Source organism: Rhizobium sp. 01T444 (genome assembly GCF_056398305.1).
Map to the genome: position 1 here is coordinate 149,391 of NZ_JBFTPD010000002.1, position 19,686 is coordinate 169,076.

Sequence of the window (19,686 nt, forward strand, 5' to 3'; positions counted from 1 at the left end):
TTAGTGCAGGAATTTGCAATTCCGGTAGGGAACGTGTAGCGAAGCGCTCCGAATGCCGGATGGAACATCGAGGTGGAGAGTGGGAAGCAGGGGGCGAGTTACCTTACAGACGATCGCGCGGGAGGTCGGCCTCTCGAAATATGCGGTGTCGCGCTCGCTAGCCGGCAAGAGCGGTGTCAGTGAGGAGACGCGTGCGCTGATCCGCGCGGCGGCCGAACGGCTGGGCTATACGCGCCCTGTCGGGCAGTCACAGACTAATGATATCGCCGTGGTCTTCCACGATCTCGATGCCGTCAACAGCGAACTTTACATGCAGGTTCAGAATGGTGTGCAGCGCGAGGCGCATAGGCTGGGCATGGCGCTGCGCATCCGCTGGACCCACAGCCCTAGCCAGCTGGAAGAACTGGCGCATTCGTGCGCCGGACTGCTGCTCGTCGGCCCGCATGACGGAGAAGCGATCGTGGCGGCGACGGCGACCGGTATCCCTGTCGTGCGTTTCGGCTGGGTCGACCCGCTGGAGCAGGCCGATCAGGTCACCGGGACCGATCATGAGGCGGGGCAGGCGGTATTGCAGTATCTCATCGAACTCGGCCATCGGTCGATCGTTTACGTCAACGGCACGCCCGGTTTCCGCGGCCGACGCGAGCGCTTCTATGGCGCGCGGGAGATCGCCGAGCGCTGCGAGGACGTCTCACTGCATGTGCTGCGATTTGATGAGCAGATCGGCTTCGGAGAAGCCTTTCGCGATCTCAAGGCAAGCGGGATCCACCCGACGGCCTTCTTCTGTGCGCATGACGGTCTAGCGCTGACTGTGGTTTCCGAGTTGCTGGGGCAGGGCTACCGCATTCCCGACGACGTTTCGGTCGTCGGTTTCGGCGATTTTTCGCCCGCCACGCAGATATCGCCGGCACTGACGACCGTGCGGATGGAAGGGCAGGAATGCGGGGCCGTAGGCCTTCGGCTTTTGCTGGAGCGCATCGAAAATCCTCGCCTGCCGGGCATGCCGGCTCGGCGCATCATGGTTGCCTCGCGCATTATCGAGCGCCGCTCTGCAGGTCCGTGCAAGGTGCCGGCGACGATCGGTCCGGCCAAGCGGGAATCGGAACCGGCTGAGTTCAGCGCTCTTGTGAAGTGATCAGATCGGCTCTGCCGGGTCGCTGTTGATGGCGACCGTCAGCCCAGGGTGGCAATCGCTGCCTTAACTGTATCCGCACCCGGTTTCGTCGGCTTGTATTCCAGACCGACAGCGCCGGTATAACCGTTTGCGAAGACCCAGTTCAGGCGATGGGACAGATCGATCGTGCCGGTGCCGGGTTCGTTGCGGCCGGGATGATCGGCGACATGGACGTGGAATACGCTGTCGATGCGGCCGGCCAGGACATCCTCGGTACGCTCGTCCATGACGGCGGAGTGATAGATGTCGTAGACGATGCCGATTTCGGAGCGGGCGATATCGTCAACGATATCCAGCCCCTCGCGGGTGGAATCGAGGAAATAGCCGATATGATCGATGCGGATATTGAGCGGCTCGACACCGAGGCGCACGCCGCTGTCCTTCAATATGTCGGAACCGGCACGCAGGGTTTCGGTCAGCGCCTTGCGCTGTTTGTCCCGCGTGAAGCCCTTGAGGTCATCGCCGGCCTGAGCGATCAGGACAGGGGCGCCGAGGCGCTTTGCAACGGCAACGGAGTCGGCGAGACCCTTCAGCCAGGTCTCGCGATTGGTGGCATCGGTGAGTGCGATCATCGGCTCGGCGACGAGGCTCGTTACCTTGAGGCCTGTTTCCTGTAATGCGGCTTCGATCGCGTCGAGATCCTTGTCCGTCCAGCGCCAAAACTCGATGGCCTTGAGGCCGGCGGCATGGGCACGGCGGATGCGATCGGTGAAATGATCGCCTTCCTCGGCAAACAGCCATTCAATGCAAGCTGAATAAAGACGCATGAAAATTCCTCCACTATGCCCGCAGGCATGCGACAGAACGCGACCTGCGGCAAGAGGGATCAGTTAGCAGCACCAATGATTTTCCGCCATGGCTTGACGGGCAGAGCCAATGCCGGAAGAGTTGGCGGAGCGGCCGGACCGCCGGCCGGATTGGGAGGATTTCATGGATCTTGGATTGAAGGGGAAGACCGCCGTCATCACGGGTGGTTCCGTCGGTATCGGGCTGGCGATCGCCGAAGGGCTGGCGGCCGAGGGTGCTAACCTCATTTTGTCTGCGCGTGGACGCGAGCGGTTGGATGCTGAAGCCGTGCGCATTGCCGAAAAATATGGTGTCAGCGCCATTGCGGTCGAAAGCGATGTGGCGACTGTCGAAGGCACTGAGGCGATCATCGCGGCGGCAGCCGAACGTGGTGGAGCGGATATTCTCATCAACAATGCCGGCACCGGCTCCAACGAGACGGTCATGGAGGCGCCCGACGAGAAGTGGCAGGCGTATTTTGATCTGCATGTGATGGCCGCCGTGCGCCTTGCCCGCGGAATTGCGCCGCAAATGAAGAAGCGCGGCGGCGGAGTGATCCTTCACAATGCCTCGATCTGTGCCGTGCAGCCGCTGTGGTACGAGCCGATCTACAATGTCACCAAGGCGGCGCTCATGATGTTTTCCAAGACGCTCTCCACAGAGCTCGTCAAGGACAAGATTCGCGTCAACTGCATCAACGCCGGCCTCATCCTGACGCCCGACTGGATCAAGACCGCCAAGCAGCTGACAGCGGAGACCGGTGGTGACTGGGAGGGCTACCTGCAGAGCGTGGCGGATGAGCATGCCTCGTCCAAACGTTTCGGCACGCCGGAGGAGCTTGCAAACTTCTTCGTCTTCCTCTGCTCCGACCGAGCGAGCTACAGTATTGGCTCCACCTATTTCGTCGATGGCGGCATGCTGAAAACGGTCTAGACGAGACTTCCGGTCTCGCATCGGTTGGCGGTGCGAGACAACCTTCTGGAGGCCTGCAAGGTTCAGGAAACTCTGAATAGCGGTTTTACGGCAACATATTGCTGATGTAGCCTATAAAAACTGGTTATTTTGTTGTCTCTTCATGGTTTTGACTCTATTTGCCTGCTATTACAGAAGCATAATGCCGCAAAGTGCAGGGCGACCCAGATGTTGACGAAAAAAGGAAAATACGGATTGAAGGCGCTGGTCGATCTGGCGCGGCTGGCGCCGGGCGAGACCGCCTTCATCAACGACATCGCGTCGCGCAACAATATTCCGAAGAAGTTTCTCGATACGATCCTGCTCGAACTGCGCAATGTCGGCATCCTGCGGTCGAAGAAGGGGCCGGGCGGCGGGTATTCGCTGTCGCGGCCTGCGTCGGAGATCCGCATTGGTCATGTCATCCGTACGCTGGATGGGCCGCTTGCGCCGATCCGCTGCGCCAGCCGCACGGCTTACGAGGCCTGCGATGACTGCGCAGATCCCGAGACCTGTCAGGTGCGGCGCTCGATGACCGAAGTCCGGGACGCGATCGCTGCCATTCTCGACAACATGACGCTCGAACAGTTCGTTGTCGGCGGCGGCATCGAAACGGTCGAGGAAAAGGTCCCGGTTTCCGCCGCGAGCTGATCCGCGCTCCCTTTATTTCCCCGCAATTCCGTATGCAAACTGCGGCACAGTTTTCGGGAGTTGCTTCAGCTTTCCCTGATTTTCAGAATATGCGCGCCTGCTGCCTTCAACAGCGGCTCGCGCTGGATTGCCATGTCGTGGATGCGGGCGTTGCGCCAGTGACGGTCGAGGTTGAGCGCTATGCTGCCGGTCGCGCCCCGGGCCAGTTCGAAGAGAGCATTTGCCGTGTCCAGCGCCACGTCGGTTGCCGTGAGGCAGGCGGATGAGGCGGAGAAATAGGCTTCCGCCATGGCTGCTTCGGCGGGGCTTACCTGGGCGATATCCAGTTTGCGGCCTGCCTGTTCCAGCGCGCCGGTCGCGATTTCGATGCGGATGGCGCGCTCGCCGATTTTGCCAAAGAGGGCAGAGGGCTCCTTCGCCATGACGAGCAGGTCGGCAAAGGCTGCACGGGCGATACCGAGGCTGACGGCTGCCTGCAGCAGAAGGCCCAGGGACTTTTCCGTCGTGTGATCGCCGGATGGAGCGGCGGTGACGGTGTCTACATTCACATGCAGCTTGCCGGTAATCAGCGTTGCCGTGCCGTTGATGCGAAGCCCGAAAGCATCCCAGTCGTCTATCGCCTGCAGTTCGTCGCTGTCACGCTGCAGATGCAACGTCACCCTGCGGCCGCCGGGATCGATCGCTGCTGCGGCGATCCAGTCGGAGAAAAGGATGGCGGCTGCCTGTTCCGACCGGCCTGTCAGGCGAAAGCCGGAGCCCTCGGCAACGAGGCTTGCCTGATCGGTAAAACGGGTCGCAGCGAAACGGTCGCCGTCCAATGCGCGGGTGAAAAGGGCGATCTTCAGCTCTTCCGAGGGCTGGTTGCGCAGCCCTTCCAGCACGCGGAAGTGAGATGTCAGCACGTTGCCGATCGAGGCATCGCTTTCGGCGACGATGGCGACGATCTCGGCGAGCAGGGCGTTGGAAATATCGAGCCCGGCATATTCAGGGGGAACGGTGATTGCTGTGAGGCCGGATTGCGAGAGCGCGTCGAGCTCGGCGTTTGGCATGAGGCGGTTGATGTCGCGCTCGCTTGCCTGCCGGCGAAATCCGGCCGCAAGCTCGCGAGCCGCGGAGATGGCCTCCTCCTCAGTCTCGATGCGGTGCGCCGGAGGACGCACATTGTCGTGCAGTTGCGATACGGTGCCCATCTGCCACTCTTTCCTGGTGCTAAAAAAGTGCGTGATTGCATCGACTTGCGTAAGGCCGCTTTTTCCACAAAAGCCCGGCCGGCGGAATTTTCTTACCAGCTTGATCGCCTTGCCGTATGCTCTACTTATGGTTAAGGGACGGCGAACTGATCAGGAATGATGATGAGTGATTCTCTTGCACGAAGCCGCGAGGGTTCGAAGGCTGGACGTCAGCCGCGCCCGCGCGTGAGCATGGATATAGCCGACATCCCCACTTATGCCATCGGCGACGTGCATGGTCGTCTCGATCTGCTGCAGAAAGCAGAAGAGGCGATCGTCCGGGATGCAGAGCATATACCGGGCACCAAACTCATCGTCATGCTTGGCGACTATATCGACCGCGGTCCACAATCGGCGCATGTCATCAGCCATATCATGGACCCGGCGCCCGAGGGTTTCGAGCGCATCTGCCTTGCCGGCAACCATGAGATCGTCATGCTCGACTATATCGACGGCTGGGCATCCTATGACGACTGGATGACCATGGGTGCCGCCGAGCTTCTGCGATCCTACGGTCTCGATCCCGATCACCTGCCGCTCGTTTTCCGTTCCGGTGCGCAGCTCGACGCCTTCATCCGCCAGTCGCTGCCGCATACCCATATCGATTTCATCCGCTCATTGCCGATCATGCTCGATACGCCCAATGTCGCCTTCGTGCATGCGGGCATCGACCCGCGCGTGCCGCTCGAAGAGCAGGCCGATGACGATCTGGCTTTCATCCGCCAGCGTTTCCTGGAAAGCCCGCTGCCACTGCCGAAGCTCATCGTCCATGGTCACACGCCCGGCGATCAGCCGGATGTGCAGCTAATGCGGCTGAACCTCGACACCCGCGCCTTCAGGAGCGGCAGGCTCTCCGTCGCCCGCTTCTGGCAGGGCCAGGTTTACCTCTTCTCCACCTGAAACCGGTTCAGGCAGCATTCTCCTCCGCATCGACCTGAGCCGGCGCTTCCGCCGGCTTTTTGCGCCAGCGGCGCAGCACGACATAAAAGACCGGCGTCAGGAACAGGCCGAAGATCGTCACACCCAACATGCCCGAGAACACAGCCGTGCCGAGCGACTGGCGCATTTCAGCACCTGGGCCGGTGGCGATGGCAAGCGGTAGAACGCCGAAGATGAAGGCGAACGCCGTCATCAGGATCGGGCGCAGGCGAAGATGGCTTGCCTCGATTGCTGCATCCACGACGCTTTTCCCTTCTTCTTCCGCCTGTCGTGCAAACTCGACGATCAGAATGGCGTTCTTGGCCGCAAGGCCGATCAGGACGATCAGGCCGATCTGGGTGAGGACGTTGTTGTCCATTCCCCTGAGCCATACGCCGATCAACGCGGCGAGCACTGCGAGCGGAACGATGAGGATGATCGCCAGAGGCAGGACCCAGCTTTCATATTGTGCCGCCAACGCAAGGAAGACGAAGATCACTGACAGGGCGAAGATATAGATGGCGGTATTGCCAGTGTGGGTTTCCTGATAAGCAAGCTCGGTCCATTCAAAGGTCGTTCCTGGCGGCAGGATCTGCCCCGCCAGCGCTTCCATCTTCTTGATGGCGTCGCCGGTCGATGTGCCCGGCGTCGGATTGCCCTGAAGCGGCACCGAGACATACATGTTGTAGCGCTGGACAAGTGCCGGACCGCTGGAATCCTGGATGTCCATCAGAGTGCCAAGCGGAACCAGCGCGCCGGTTGCCGATCGAACCTTCAGGGCGAGGATATCGTCCCTGTCCATTCGATATTGCCGGTCGGCCTGGGCACGAACCTGGTAGACGCGGCCGAACGCATTGAAGTCGTTCACATAGGCAACGCCGAGGTTGATGGACAGCGCGTTGAAGATATTGGGGATCGGCACGTTCAGGAAACGTGCCTTGTCGCGATCGATCGCAAGGAAATATTGCGGGCTTGCATCCGAGAATGTCGTAAAGACGCCGGTAAGCCCCTCGGTCGTTGCGGCAGCACCCATCATCTGGCGGGCCAGACCAAGGACGCGCGTCATATCAGCGTTTTCAAGATCCGAAATCTGCATCTTGAAGCCGCCGGAATTGCCGACGCCGCGCACGGATGGCGGTGGGATGGCAATAATAAAGGCTTCCTGGATGCTTTGCAGCTTGCCGTAGAGTTCGCCGATGATCTTGTTGGCGGTTTCGCCACCTTCTTCACGTTCGGCAAAGGATTTGAACGGGACGAAGACGACGCCGGCATTCGAGGCATTGGTGAAAGTTGCCCCGCTGAAACCGGCAAATTGCACGGCATTGCCGACGCCCGGCACCGTGCGGGCAATGTCACCCACTTGTTTGACGACGGCGTCGGTACGCGCAAGCGAAGCGCCGTCCGGAAGCTGGATGACGATGATTGCGTAACCCTGGTCCATGGTCGGGATGAACCCCGACGGAACTTTCTGTCCCATGTACCAGGTCGCGCCCAGCAGGCCGGCGAAGACAATAAGCGAAGCTGTCAATCCTACCCAACTGCTGACCAGATGCCGAACGATCCAGGAATAGCCGGAACTCATCCGATCAAATCCGCGGTTGAAGCCGTTGGCAAGCCCGCTTCCCAACTGGGAGAAGATATTCTTGCGCTTGGTCTCGTGATCGTGGGTTTTCAGCAATATGCCTGCGAGCGCAGGCGACAGCGTCAGCGAATTCAATGCGGAAATTGCCGTGGTGACTGAAATCGTCACCGCGAATTGTTTGTAGAATTGTCCGGAAATGCCGGGAATGAAGGCCGTCGGCACGAACACTGCGATCAGCACCAGCGAGATGGCGACGACGGCGGTCCCGACTTCGTCCATCGTGACGTGCGCCGCCTGTTTCGGGGTCATGCCGCGCGCCAGGTTTCGCTCGACATTTTCCACCACCACGATCGCGTCGTCGACGACGATGCCGATCGCAAGGACGAGGCCGAACAGCGTCAGCATATTGAGCGAGAAGCCGAAGGCGAGCAGGACCGCGAAAGTGCCGATCAGCGATACGGGGATGGCGATGATCGGAATGAGGGCGGTTCGCCAGGATTGCAGGAAGACGAGGACGACGATTGCCACGAGGATCGCCGCTTCGGCGATGGTCCTGTAGACTTCATTGATCGAATCCGAGATGAATTCGGTCGTATCGTAGACGATGCGGTACTCCAGACCCTGTGGGAAGTTCTGGGAAAGATCCTTCATGATCCCTTGGATCTGATGGGCCGTATCCAGTGCATTGGTTCCCGGTCGGGCGAAGATGCCGAGAGCAACTGCGGGGTCATTGTTGAGATAGCTGTTGGTGACGTAGTCCTGTGCGCCGAGTTCGATGCGGGCGACATCCTGCAAGGCCACAAGCCGGCCGGTGGCCGTCGATTTCACAATGACATAGCGGAACTGGCGCACATCCGAGAAACGTCCGTCCGTTCGCACCGTATATTCGAACGCATTCTTGCCGGTGACCGGTGGCGCGCCGATCTTGCCGCCCGATACCTGGACGTTCTGGTCTCTCAATGCGGCAACGACGTCATCGGATGTCATTCCGTAGGCGGAGAGCTTTTCCGGATCCAGCCAGATTCGCATCGAATATTGGCGCTCGCCGAAGAGTTGCACATCGCCGACGCCATCGAGGCGTACGAGAACGTCGCGTATGCGGTTGCGGGCGTAGTTCGAGACGTAGAGCTGGTCATAGCGGTGCGACGGCGACAGGAGATGCACCACCATCATCAGGTCAGGCGAGCTCTTGTCGGTGGTCACGCCAAGCCGCTGAACTTCTTCGGGAAGACGGGGCAGGGCGATGGAAACGCGGTTCTGGACAAGAACCTGGACCTTGTCGAGATCGGTGCCGAGCTTGAAAGTGATCGTCAGCGACATGGCGCCATCGGCGCTGGAGTAAGAAGACATGTAGAGCATGTCTTCGACGCCGTTGATCTGCTGCTCGAGCGGGGTTGAAACCGTATCGGCGATCGTCTGCGGGTCGGCGCCCGGATAGGAGGTGCGCACGACGATGGTCGGCGGCGCGATCTCCGGATATTGAGAGACCGGCAATTGCGTATAGGCGATGCTGCCGACCACGAGAAGAACGATCGAAATGACGGCCGCAAAGATTGGCCGGTCTACGAAGAAATGGGCAAATCTCATTGGCCGCTCTCCGCACCGGCGGTTTCCGGCGGCGCGTCCGTCCGCTCCTTCGGCAGTTCGGTCATCTGAGGTGTTACCTTTGCGCCGGGTCGGGCGCGTATCAGGCCATTGACGATGAGCGTCTCGGTGCCGTCGAGGCCTTCGCGAATGACGCGGTAGCCATAGAGCCGCGGACCGGGCCTCACGGGCTTGGTCGATACTGTGCCGTCGGTACCGACGACATAGACGACACGCTCATTCTGGTCTGCGCCGATTGCCTCGTCAGGAACGAGAATGGCCTGATAGGTGTTGGAGGCTTCGACCTGGATGCGACCGAAGAGGCCGGGCTGAAGGACGAGATCGGGGTTGGGGAAGCGGGCACGCAGACGAATGGTGCCGCTCTCGTTGTCGATTCGGTTCTCAGCGAAATCCAGTTTTCCCTTGAATGGCTTGGCATTGGGATCCGAGATCGTGACTGCCACATCCAGTCCGCCTCCGCCCTGCTGGAGATCCTTGCCGAGCTTGCGTGCGGTGTCGGCGAAATTCAGCAGGCGGCGCTCGTCGACGTCGAAATAGAAATCGATCGGGTCGAGGGAAACGATCGTCGTCAGCACCGTCTGGTCGGTCTGAACAAGGTTGCCGGCGGAGATCAGGCGGCGGTCGATGCGGCCGCTGAGCGGCGCGGTGATCTCGGTATATTCCATGTCGAGAGAAGCGCGATCGGCAGCGGCCTGTGCGCCGCGGACATTGGCCTGGGCCGAATCGAATTCGCGGCGGCGATCGTCCAGCGTCTGCGCCGACTGGCTGCCGCTCGAAGCAAGCGACTGGGCGCGCTTATATTGCGCATCGGCAAAGACGAGAGCCGATTTCGACGCTTCGAGCGCAGCATTGGCCTGATTGAGTGCGGTTACGAACGGCCTCTGATCGATGACGAAGAGCCGGTCGCCCTGTTTCACCAGAGCGCCGTCGGTGAAGTCGATTTCCTGCAGGTAACCACCGACACGCGAGCGGACTGAGACCTCATCGACAGGTTCGAAACGGCCGATGAACTCATCACTATCGACCACATCGCGCACGACGGGTTTGGCGACGGTGACGGGCGGGGGAGCAGGCGCCTGCTGTGCCTCAGCAATGAGCGGCAGGAAGGCGGCAAAGCAGCCGAGCGCCAATATCTGTCGAAGCGAATAAGCCATTCCGGTCCCCCTTGCGGGCGGCCGAACGCGGCCGCCTGAACCTATGCCTGAGATAAGCTGTTTATGTCTGCTGGAACGAAAACATGAGCCTTCGTCCTAAGTCCGAATTCTACTCATGCTTGGCTGCCGGGAAGATGACAGGTGCAGGCCAGCACCTCGAAATCAACCGGAGGAAGAAAATCCTGCTTCTCCCTAACTCTATGAAGGCAGACTATAAACGGGAGAATCCAAAAATTGCAAATGCCAATTGATTGCATTGATTTGGAGTTCCGCAAACCCCCGGCATTTCCGCCGATGCCTCGCTTTGTCAAATTGCTGAGACGAGTTTCGGCCGCTGCTTGAACCTTTCGAAAGACCGGATCGAAGGCTCTGCTAGGTGCGGGCTGCGGCATTTTGGCCGCAAGTGCGGAATCTTGAGGTTGTATCCTTGTGCACTGCATATGCTCAATATATCTACCAATATCATAAGGATGCTTATTACTAGCCGGCGAAGGTATATGACCAACAATCCAACACTCGGTTTTCTTCTGCACGACGTGGCCCGTCTGCTTCGCAAACGGTTCGAGCAGCGCGCAAAGGACCTTGGGCTGACGCGGTCTCAGTGGCAGACGCTTGCCTATCTCGCCAATAATGAGGGCATCCATCAGAGCGGGCTTGCCGAGATCCTCGAAATCGAGCCGATCACACTGGTCCGCATCCTCGACAAGCTCGCCGAGCGCGGCCTGATCGAGCGCCGCCAGCACCCGACCGACAGGCGCATCTGGCTGCTCTACATGCGTGAAGCAGCCCATCCGATTCTCGCCGAAATGCGAAAGATCGGTGACGTCACCCGCGGCGAGGCGCTGGAAAGCATAACACCCGAACAGCGCGACCAGCTTTTCCACATCCTATCCGTAATGAAGACGAATCTGGTGCAGGCGTGCCGGAGTCCGGTCGCCGAGAATGAGACGAAACATGGCTGATCAATCCCCCCTGCGCGTCGTGTCCGACGCGAACGCCAAGAACCCTGTCGAAGAAAAAGAAATTCCCCAACAACCGGAAACGGTGGCTGAGGCGCCTTCATCCAATTCAGCGCCCGCGGCTGCCGCGGTGGCTGCGCCTGGCGGCAACAAGGTCCGCCGCCGGCGCAGCTTCACCCGCCCCGTTCTCTTTGCCCTGCTGCCGGTGGCGCTCGTCGTCGGCGGCTATTACTACGTCAATGGCGGTCAGATCATGTCGACCGACAATGCCTATATCCAGGCGGATATGGTGGGCATCACGACTGACGTTTCCGGTCTCGTCGAGCAGATCAACGTGCATGAGAACGAGCAGGTCAAGGCGGGGCAGGTGCTCTTCAGCCTGCGCTCGGATTCCTTCAAGATCGCGCTCGATGGCGCCAAGGCGCAGCTCGGGGCGCAGCGCAACCAGATCATGAACCTGAAGGCCAGCTACCAGCAGTCGCTTGCCGAGATCACACAGGCCGAAGCCGATCTGCCCTATTACCAGGATCAGTTCGACCGGCAGCAAAATCTCGTCAACAACGGCAGCGCGACACAGTCGGCCTATGACGAAGCCAAGCACAATCTCGAGGCGGCACAGCAGAAGGTTTCCGTAGCCAAGGCGGAGGCCGCAACGACGCTTGCTCAACTCGGCGGCAATGCCGACCAGCCGGTCGAGGAAAATCCGCTCTACTTGCAGGCCAAATCGCAGGTCGACAACGCTCAGCGCGAGCTCGATCACAGCGTTGTCAAGGCACCTTTCGACGGCATCGTGACCAACGTCAACGCGCTGCAGGTCGGCTCCTACCTCCAGGCTTCGCAGCAGGCCTTCTCGCTGGTTTCGACCTCGCATCTATGGATCGCCGCAAGCCCGAAGGAAACTGAACTCACCTACGTCAAGCCCGGCCAGTCGGTCGATATCTACGTCGACACCTATCCGGGCGTGCTTTGGAAGGGCAAGGTCGAGAGCATCAGCCCGGCATCGGGTTCTTCCTTCTCGCTGCTGCCGGCACAGAATACGACCGGCAACTGGGTAAAGGTCGTACAGCGCATTCCGATGCGCGTCAGCATCGACGACTCTCAGGGCAAGCCGCCGCTTCGCGTCGGCATGAGCACGGTGGTCGATGTCGATACCGGCCATGCGCGCGGCCTGCCTGATTTCGTCAACAACCTTCTGGGCCACGGCAACAGCCACGAGTAACGGCCATGAGCACTGCTCCTACATCACCGGCAACCCCGGTTGCCAATCGCGGCGCGRTCACGGCCTGTGTCATCCTAGCCGTCATCATGCAAGCGCTGGATACGACGATTGCCAACGTGGCGCTGCCCTATATCCAGGGCAGCGTTTCGGCCTCCGCCGACCAGATCAACTGGGTCTTGACCTCCTATATCGTTGCGGCCGCGATCATGACGCCGCCGTCTGGCTTTCTTGCTGCCAAGTTCGGTCGCAAGCGCGTGCTGCTGACGGCGATCGTCGGTTTCGTCGTCGCCTCCGTGCTTTGCGGTCTGGCGCAGTCGCTGCCGCAGATCGTTGCCTTCCGCCTGCTGCAGGGCCTGTTCGGCGCCTCGCTGGTTCCGCTTTCCCAGGGCATCCTCCTCGACATCTATTCCGTCGAGGAGCGCGGCTCGGCCATGGCCCTCTTCGGCGTCTCGGTCATGGTCGGGCCGGTTCTGGGCCCTGTCATCGGCGGCTGGCTGACGGACAATATCAGCTGGCGCTGGGTCTTTTACATCAACATTCCGATCGGCGCGCTCGCCTTTGCCGGCATCGTCATATTCGTCTCGGAAACGAAGAGGGATGCACTCGCCAAGCTCGACTGGTTCGGCTTCGGGATGATGAGCCTGTTCATTGCGGCGCTACAGCTTTTCCTCGACCGCGGCGAGCAGCTCGACTGGTTCTCCTCCGGCGAGATCATGGTCGAGGCGATCGTCTGCGCCGCGGCCTTCTATCTGCTCCTGGTACATACCCTGACGGCGGAGAAATCCTTCGTCAATCCGCGGCTGTTCCTCGACCAGAATTTTACCGTCAGCATGATCTTCATCTTCGTGATCGGCATCACCTATCTCGCCTCACTGGCGCTGATGACGCCATATCTGCAGACGCTGATGGGTTATCCGGTCACTACGGCGGGTATCGTCATGGGACCGCGCGGCCTTGGCACCATGCTCTGCATGTTCATCGTCGGTCGGTTGATCGGCAAGGTGGATACGCGCTGGCTGCTGCTGCTCGGTCTCGGGCTGACGGCCTGGGCGATGTACGACATGACCGGCTGGACGCCCGACGTCTCGCAATGGACGATCATCTCGGTCGGCTTCATCCAGGGCGCCGGTCTCGGCTTCCTCTTCGTGCCGCTGACGACGATCGCTTTTGCGACACTGCCGGCGCAGATGCGTGGCGACGGAACCGGCCTCTATAACCTGTCGCGAAACATCGGCTCCTCTGTCGGCATCTCCATCGTCTCGGCGCTGATCGTCGAGAACACGCAGAGCAACCATGAGTCGATCGCGGCCTATGTGACGCCGTTCAACCATGCTTTCAATGCGACGGCGGCGCAGGGCCTCAGTCCGCTGACGGCGGTCGGCCGCGCGGCGCTCAACGATGTCATCACGCTGCAGTCGACCATTATCGCTTATATGGATGACTTCAAGCTGCTGATGCTGATGTCGCTCGCCGTCATGCCGCTGGTCCTGTTGTTGCGCAAGCCGAAGGCCGCGCCGGCCATGGACCATAGCGCCGTCATGGAATGACATTGAAGGCTCCCATTTAGCGGAACGGCTTGCTCAGATATCGCGATCCCTGAATGCCGAAGCGCCATGGTGCTTCGGCATTTTTCGTAATGCCAATCCGCTTGCCCGAGACGATGGGCACAGGCGCGGAAGGCGAGATCGCATAGGGTGGCTGGTCGAGCGTCCGGTCGTTGATGGAGATATCGATATCGAGTGCTTGGCAGAGCTTGCCGGGGCCGCTGCAAAGCTGTGTCAACGCATCAGTGCCTCGCCGATCAATCATCGCAGCCAGACCGATTTCCGGCTCCAGCGCGCGAATCAATACCGCCGAGCCCGGTGTGCAGACGAAGTTCAGGCACCAGTACATGCCATAGATGCGGTAGATATAGACATTGCCCGGATGGCCATACATGGCGCCATTGCGCTTCGTTGGACCACGGAAACTGTGGGAGGCCGCGTCATCCGGGTAATAAGCTTCCGTCTCGGTGATCCGCCCACCTGTATCGTTGACCGTGAGGTGGCAGCCGAGAAGATCGCGAGCGACCTCGATCGCATCGCGTTCGAAGAAGTGGCGCAGGCTCTCCCCGGCAAGCGGGCCGGCGCCGATCGCGCCATCAGTCGTTTCGATCGTCATGGAAATTGCCGATAGCATTCCCTTCGCCGATCTGCCACCCGGAACAATCGTTCGCCGGCTGGCTCGCGCGGCATCGACAACATCATCTCAAAGCAGATCTAGTGGCCGGCATTGGGGTCGCGTATCGAAATCGACGAACTGGTGACGGAAACCGGATCGCTCGCCGGGAAGGAATCTTCGAGGCCTTCCTGCAGCTCTTCTTCAAGGAGCGCAGCATCCTTGCTGCGGGCGCCGTCGCCGTGAACGGGCTCGAATGCGGAAGAAAGCAATGCTTTTGCCTTGGCTATGGCATTTTCGTGCGTGAGATCGGGGGCGTTGCGCAGCGTGACTGCAATCCTGTCTTCACCCTCGTTGCCGAACTCGACGACGAAGCCCTCATCCGTCTGGTAAACCATGGTGTCGCTGAGTGCCATGTTCGTTCCTCCGAGAGTGCTAATATGAGTGAACCGTGTTTTCGGAATTTTGTCGAGCAAAGACCTTCACCAGCCAGTCGATGAAGACGCGCACGCGCGGCGAGAGCTGGCGGTTGCGCGGATAGAGCAGCGAAACCGGCGTCTGCGTGAGCGGGAAATCAGCCAGCATTTGGACCAGGGTGCCGGCAGCAAGATCCTGTTCGGCGTGGTAACGCGGGATCTGGATCATGCCTAGCCCCATGCGAGCGGCGGAAATGTAGCTTTCGGCGGCGTTGACGGTCACAGTCGCGGGGATAGTGATGTTGCGCACGCTGCCGTCGACGATGAATTCCAGGGGCAGAGGGCCGGCGCTGCCGGTCGCACGGAAGCCGACCATGCGGTGTGTATCCAGCTTGTCGGGATGCCCGGGCTGACCGAAAGCGGCGATATAGGATGGCGAGGCGAGGGTGATCTCATCCAGCATGGCGACTCGCCGCGCAACCATCTCGCTGTCCTGCGGAGTGCCGACGCGTAGCACGCAGTCGATGCCCTCGCGCACCAGATCTACCAGGCGGTCGCCCTCGCTCATATAGAACTCGATATCGGGATAGGTTTCCAGAAAGGACGGCAGGCTCGGCAGCACGAAATGCCGGGCGAGCGTGCCGTGTACATCGACTCGCAGCAGGCCTTTCGGTTTGGTGCCGGCAAAGGCACCCTCCGCGTCTTCGATATCGGCGAGGATCGACAGGCAACGCTGGTAATACGCCTCGCCGTCGAGCGTCGGGCTGACATGGCGTGTGGTGCGCTGAAGCAGGCGCACGCCGAGGCGCGCTTCCAGCTGCTTGACCGCATCCGTCACCGTCGAGCGCGGCAGGCCGGTATCTTCGGCGGCAAGCGTGAAGCTGCGGCGCTCCACGACGCGGGAAAAGACCCGCATGGCATCGAATCTGTCCATTTTATTTGTTCGCATTTCCCGGATAGTGATGTCGAATAATGGTCGATTATCCGCAAAGTGAAAAGGGACATCTTCTTCTCATCGAAAGGCGCTGCGGCGCCGAACCAAAGGAGAAGAAAATGTCTGCCAATCAAAACAAGGTCGCTCTCGTTACCGGCGCTTCGCGGGGCATCGGTGCTTCGATTGCAGAACGTCTCGCAAAGGACGGCTTCACCGTCGTCATCAACTACGCTGGCAACGCGGCACTTGCCGAAGAACTGGCCCAGAAGATCGAGAAGGCCGGCGGCAAGGCCCTGACGGCACAGGCCGACGTTGCCGATGCGGACGCCGTGCGCCGCATGTTCGATGCTGCAGAGGCAGCCTTCGGCGGCGTCGACGTCCTCGTCAACAATGCCGGTATCATGCTGCTCTCCCGTCTTGCCGATGTGGACGATGCCACCTTCGACCGCCAGATCGGCGTAAACCTCAAGGGCGCGTTCAACACGTTCCGCGAAGCTGCCAAGCGACTGCGTGACGGTGGTCGGGTCATCAACTTCTCGAGCTCGGTCGTCGGCCTGAAGCCGGAAGCCTATAGCGTCTACGCCGCCACGAAGGCCGCTGTCGAGACGATGGGCGCGATCCTGTCCAAGGAAATGCGTGGCCGCCAGATTACCGTCAACTCGGTCGCTCCCGGCCCGACAGGCACCGACCTCTTCCTCAACGGCAAGTCCGACGAACTGATCGACCACCTTGCCAAGGCAAACCCGCTGGAACGTCTCGGCACGCCTGAGGATATTGCTGGTGTCGTTGCCTTCCTCGCCGGCCCTGATGGTGCCTGGGTCAACGGTCAGGTGCTGCGTGCCAATGGCGGCATGGTCTGACGCAAACTCGTGGCGGTGTCGCGCCGCCCCACTCTCACAGAAGGAATAGGATCATGAGCAAGCAAGTCATCGTCATCACCGGCGCTTCCAGCGGTTTCGGCGCTCTTACCGCCCGCGCTCTCGCCAAGGCCGGTCACACCGTCTATGCCTCGATGCGTGAAACCGAAGGCCGCAACCGGCCGCAAGTCGAGGCAGTGGAGGCCTTCTCCAAAGAAAACGGCGTCGAGTTGAAGGCTGTCGAACTGGATGTCGCCTCGGATGCCTCCGCCGAGGCCGGGATCGCCAAGGTGATCGCCGCCGAAGGCCATATCGATACGATCATCCACAATGCCGGTCATATGTCCTTCGGTCCGGCCGAAGCCTTTACGCCGGAGCAATATGCAGAGCTTTTCGATATCAACGTGCTGTCGACCCAGCGCGTGAACCGCGCGGTGCTGCCGCATCTGCGCAAGCAGGGCAAGGGACTGGTTGTCTGGGTTTCTTCCTCCAGCACCCGCGGCGGTACGCCTCCGTACCTTGCTCCCTATTTCGCCGCCAAGGCCGCCATGGACTCGCTTGCCGTTTCTTATGCCAGTGAGCTGACCCGGTGGGGCATCGAAACGGCAATCATCGTTCCCGGCGCCTTCACCAAGGGGACGAACCACTTCGCCCATTCCGGCTCGCCTGCCGATGCCGCCCGCGCCGCYGAATATAACGAAGGTCCCTATAAGGGCCTGCCGGAACAGGCGTTGAAGGGTCTTGCCTCGCTCGAACCCGCTGATGCAGATGCCGCTTCCGTTGCGACCGCCATCGTCGATGTCGTGAACATGCCCTTCGGCAAGCGGCCGTTCCGCACCCATATCGATCCGTCGGAAGACGGTGCGGAAATCGTCAACGGCGTTGCGGACCGCGTTCGTGCCGAGCTCTTCCGCCGCATCGGTATCGAGGATCTGCTGAAGCCCGTCACGAACGGATAAAGATCGTCGCAAACTTGTGAACGGCCTCTTGGTGAGCTGCCCCTTACTATCCGGCTAAGCGCACCTATATCAGAATGGACGGAGGCGGACGGCAATCGCTGCCAGCCTCCCGACCTCCACTCCGGGGCCTGCCGCGCCTTTCCTGCGGTGCGACAGGCCTTCAGTTTCAGACATCAGATCAAGGCCCGTGACGGTTATCCCTCCCATCGCGGGCCGCTTCTTTTCTACCAATGGCTCTATGTCAGCGGGCGTTGAGTTTGGCATCTGCCAGCAGTTTCACCAGCCAGTCGACGAAGACGCGAACCTTGTTGCTGAGATGCCGGTTCGGCGGATAGACGACGTAGAGCGGCAGCGACTCGCGCGTCCATTCCGGCAGAGTCTGAATCAGTTCCCCCTTTGCCAGTGGCTCACGAGCCATGAAGATCGGGATCTGGGCGAGGCCGAGGCCGGCAAGAGCTGCCGTCATATAGGTGCGGCTGTCGTTGACCGAGAGAATGTAGCGCGGATTAACCTCAATGATCTCGTTACCCTTCCGGAATTCGAAAGGCACCGTGCGATTGTTCTGGGCGCGAAAATAATTGACAGAATAATGTTCCGTTTCAAGCTCTTCCGGCCGCTGCGGCAGGCCGAATTTCTCGACGTAGAGGGGTGCGGCGCAGGTGACCATTTCGATCTCCGAAACGCGCCTCGCAATCAGCGACTGGTCGGCCGGCGTGCCGGCGCGCAGAGCACAGTCGACGTTTTCAGCGAGATAGTCGACGGTGCGGTCGCCGACGCCGAGGTCGATGCGGATATCGGGATAACGCTGATAGAAATCACAGAGCGCCGGCACCAGAATGGAATCGGCAAAGGCGCCCGCCATCTCGACGCGCAGCCTGCCCGTCGGCAGGCTCTGGGAGTTTGAAAGACTGCCGTCCAACTCCTCAAGTTCGGAAATGATCTGCGCGGCGCGTTCGTAATAAAGGGCGCCATCCGTCGTCACCATGACACGGCGGGTGGTGCGGTTGAGGAGCTTGGTGCGCAGATGCGCTTCCAGTCCTTGAATGAGATTGGTCACCGTCGCCTTGGGCATGGCGAGCATGTCGGCGGCGCGGGTGAAATTGCCCGTCTCCACTACGCGGATGAAGACGCGCATTGCCGAGAGTTGATCCATCGGTTCAATTCCGCAGTTTGCGTTGCAACATTGTTCGGGATTTGGAATAGTGTTATCGCGATATCGCTTCTTATTCCCGGTTTTGAATAACAATATCTTTTTATTGCAAAATGCAAGAGACGGGCGTCATCCGTCCATCTGCAAAGCAGCGAAGAGATAGAGATTATGGTGCCCGAAATTAAGGACATGGTGCTGGAAAAGGTGGCCGCTGGCCCCGTTTCTGCGCGCGTCTACATGGGCGCCGATTTCGGCAAGGGTCCGCCGATCGTTCTCTATCTGCATGGCGGCGCGTTTCTCGACAGCGACCCCAATGCCGATCGCCCGATTGCCGCCAGCCTCGCAAAGGCAGGCGCGATCGTCGTTTCCGCGGATTACAGTACGCTTTCGGGCAATGTCTTTCCGAAGGCGCTCGAAATTTCCTTTTCGATCTTTTCCTATCTCGCTCTCAAGAAGGCCGGCCTCGGCGACCGCAAGTCACTGCTGTTCGTCGCCGGCGAAGAGGCGGGCGGCAATGTGGCCGCCGGTGTGGCGTTGAAGGCCCGCGACCAGATGCCGGATGCGCTTGACGGCCAGATCCTACTTTCGCCGCTTCTCGATCCATTCATGGGTACGTCCTCCATCCGCAAGGCGGACAAAATTGGCATGCGCCAGCGCTGGACGGAAGGCTGGAGCCACTACCTGAGTGGTGGCGGTTGTCATCCCTATGCCGCGCCTTGCCTGTGCTCGCGTATATCAGGTGTTGCGCCGGCTCTGATTTTTACAGCGGAGGATGATCCGCTGCACGACGAAACTATCGGTTACGCCGCTCGCCTGAAGAAGGCAGGTGTTGGCGTGCGCCAGCATGTTCTTCCCGCCGGGACAGGTTGGCCATCCATTTACGGCGGAAAATCTGAGGGGACTTCCACGTGGCAGGGCAACGTCAGCCGCCACTTTGGAGATTTTCTTCAGGACGTGAGCGTTCAGCCACAATTGCATTGAAGAC

18 protein-coding genes are annotated in these 19,686 nt (G+C 60.3%); 10 read left to right on the forward strand and 8 right to left on the reverse strand.

Features of this window, described 5'->3' with window-relative positions; genetic code table 11:
• The first annotated feature begins 79 nt into the window (after positions 1–79).
• Positions 80–1,135, forward strand: a complete 1,056-nt coding sequence (locus AC1DTN_RS03460) for a LacI family DNA-binding transcriptional regulator (protein ID WP_310385924.1) — start codon at positions 80–82, stop codon at positions 1,133–1,135.
• 38 nt (positions 1,136–1,173) lie between these two features.
• Here AC1DTN_RS03460 and AC1DTN_RS03465 read toward each other — a convergent pair whose 3' ends face one another.
• Positions 1,174–1,941, reverse strand: a complete 768-nt coding sequence (locus tag AC1DTN_RS03465) for a TIM barrel protein (protein WP_477919982.1) — start codon at positions 1,939–1,941, stop codon at positions 1,174–1,176.
• Positions 1,942–2,104: 163 nt separating this feature from the next.
• On the opposite strand from AC1DTN_RS03465, the gene AC1DTN_RS03470 reads away from it, so the two are divergent.
• Together AC1DTN_RS03470 and AC1DTN_RS03475 are read left to right on the forward strand one after the other, a co-directional pair.
• A complete protein-coding gene (locus tag AC1DTN_RS03470; protein ID WP_310385920.1) occupies positions 2,105–2,893 on the forward strand; it encodes an SDR family NAD(P)-dependent oxidoreductase in 789 nt (262 codons plus the stop codon).
• Between the two features lie 207 nt (positions 2,894–3,100).
• Complete coding sequence (locus AC1DTN_RS03475) at positions 3,101–3,562, forward strand: RrF2 family transcriptional regulator (RefSeq protein WP_113319555.1); 462 nt, start codon at positions 3,101–3,103, stop codon at positions 3,560–3,562.
• A 65-nt stretch (positions 3,563–3,627) separates the two neighbouring features.
• Here AC1DTN_RS03475 and AC1DTN_RS03480 read toward each other — a convergent pair whose 3' ends face one another.
• Entirely contained in the window at positions 3,628–4,752 is a 1,125-nt protein-coding gene (locus tag AC1DTN_RS03480) for an acyl-CoA dehydrogenase family protein (protein ID WP_113319556.1), read from the reverse strand.
• 162 nt (positions 4,753–4,914) lie between these two features.
• Between AC1DTN_RS03480 and AC1DTN_RS03485 the strand changes: the two genes are divergently transcribed.
• Positions 4,915–5,691, forward strand: coding sequence for a metallophosphoesterase (locus tag AC1DTN_RS03485; RefSeq protein ID WP_477919984.1), 777 nt, complete (start codon positions 4,915–4,917; stop codon positions 5,689–5,691).
• A 7-nt stretch (positions 5,692–5,698) separates the two neighbouring features.
• Here AC1DTN_RS03485 and AC1DTN_RS03490 read toward each other — a convergent pair whose 3' ends face one another.
• Together AC1DTN_RS03490 and AC1DTN_RS03495 are read right to left on the reverse strand one after the other, a co-directional pair.
• Positions 5,699–8,878 (reverse strand): efflux RND transporter permease subunit, encoded by a 3,180-nt coding sequence (locus AC1DTN_RS03490; RefSeq protein WP_477919985.1) that lies wholly within the window; start codon positions 8,876–8,878, stop codon positions 5,699–5,701.
• Positions 8,875–10,050 carry an efflux RND transporter periplasmic adaptor subunit gene (locus AC1DTN_RS03495; protein WP_477919986.1) on the reverse strand — a complete coding sequence of 392 codons (1,176 nt, stop codon included), beginning with the start codon at positions 10,048–10,050 and terminating at the stop codon, positions 8,875–8,877. The genes AC1DTN_RS03490 and AC1DTN_RS03495 overlap by 4 nt, the downstream gene beginning before the upstream one ends.
• Positions 10,051–10,547: 497 nt before the next feature.
• On the opposite strand from AC1DTN_RS03495, the gene AC1DTN_RS03500 reads away from it, so the two are divergent.
• From AC1DTN_RS03500 to AC1DTN_RS03510, 3 genes are read left to right on the forward strand one after another with little or no spacing between them, the layout of a single operon-like run.
• Positions 10,548–11,012 carry a MarR family winged helix-turn-helix transcriptional regulator gene (locus tag AC1DTN_RS03500; RefSeq protein WP_037070867.1) on the forward strand — a complete coding sequence of 155 codons (465 nt, stop codon included), beginning with the start codon at positions 10,548–10,550 and terminating at the stop codon, positions 11,010–11,012.
• A complete protein-coding gene (locus AC1DTN_RS03505; protein ID WP_477919987.1) occupies positions 11,005–12,228 on the forward strand; it encodes an HlyD family secretion protein in 1,224 nt (407 codons plus the stop codon). The genes AC1DTN_RS03500 and AC1DTN_RS03505 overlap by 8 nt, the downstream gene beginning before the upstream one ends.
• Before the next feature lie 5 nt (positions 12,229–12,233).
• Positions 12,234–13,775: a DHA2 family efflux MFS transporter permease subunit gene (locus AC1DTN_RS03510; RefSeq protein WP_477919989.1), complete on the forward strand. Its 1,542-nt coding sequence runs from the start codon at positions 12,234–12,236 to the stop codon at positions 13,773–13,775.
• 16 nt (positions 13,776–13,791) lie between these two features.
• Here AC1DTN_RS03510 and AC1DTN_RS03515 read toward each other — a convergent pair whose 3' ends face one another.
• The 3 genes from AC1DTN_RS03515 to AC1DTN_RS03525 form a co-directional block, all read right to left on the reverse strand.
• Positions 13,792–14,406, reverse strand: a complete 615-nt coding sequence (locus AC1DTN_RS03515) for a DNA-3-methyladenine glycosylase (RefSeq protein ID WP_113319562.1) — start codon at positions 14,404–14,406, stop codon at positions 13,792–13,794.
• Between the two features lie 80 nt (positions 14,407–14,486).
• The gene (locus AC1DTN_RS03520) at positions 14,487–14,801 is read right to left on the reverse strand and encodes a hypothetical protein (protein WP_113319563.1); all 315 of its coding nucleotides are present in this window, start codon (positions 14,799–14,801) and stop codon (positions 14,487–14,489) included.
• Between the two features lie 19 nt (positions 14,802–14,820).
• Positions 14,821–15,735, reverse strand: a complete 915-nt coding sequence (locus AC1DTN_RS03525; protein ID WP_477919990.1) for a LysR family transcriptional regulator — start codon at positions 15,733–15,735, stop codon at positions 14,821–14,823.
• 119 nt (positions 15,736–15,854) lie between these two features.
• Here AC1DTN_RS03525 and AC1DTN_RS03530 point away from each other — a divergent pair, with 119 nt between their 5' ends.
• A complete protein-coding gene (locus AC1DTN_RS03530; protein WP_477919991.1) occupies positions 15,855–16,595 on the forward strand; it encodes an SDR family oxidoreductase in 741 nt (246 codons plus the stop codon).
• Positions 16,596–16,648: 53 nt separating this feature from the next.
• A complete protein-coding gene (locus AC1DTN_RS03535; protein ID WP_113319566.1) occupies positions 16,649–17,551 on the forward strand; it encodes an SDR family oxidoreductase in 903 nt (300 codons plus the stop codon).
• Positions 17,552–17,792: 241 nt separating this feature from the next.
• Here AC1DTN_RS03535 and AC1DTN_RS03540 read toward each other — a convergent pair whose 3' ends face one another.
• Positions 17,793–18,704, reverse strand: coding sequence for a LysR family transcriptional regulator (locus AC1DTN_RS03540; RefSeq protein WP_113319567.1), 912 nt, complete (start codon positions 18,702–18,704; stop codon positions 17,793–17,795).
• Positions 18,705–18,869: 165 nt separating this feature from the next.
• Between AC1DTN_RS03540 and AC1DTN_RS03545 the strand changes: the two genes are divergently transcribed.
• On the forward strand, positions 18,870–19,682 hold the full coding sequence (locus AC1DTN_RS03545) for an alpha/beta hydrolase (protein ID WP_113319568.1): 813 nt from the start codon (positions 18,870–18,872) through the stop codon (positions 19,680–19,682).
• Positions 19,683–19,686 lie beyond the last annotated feature (4 nt).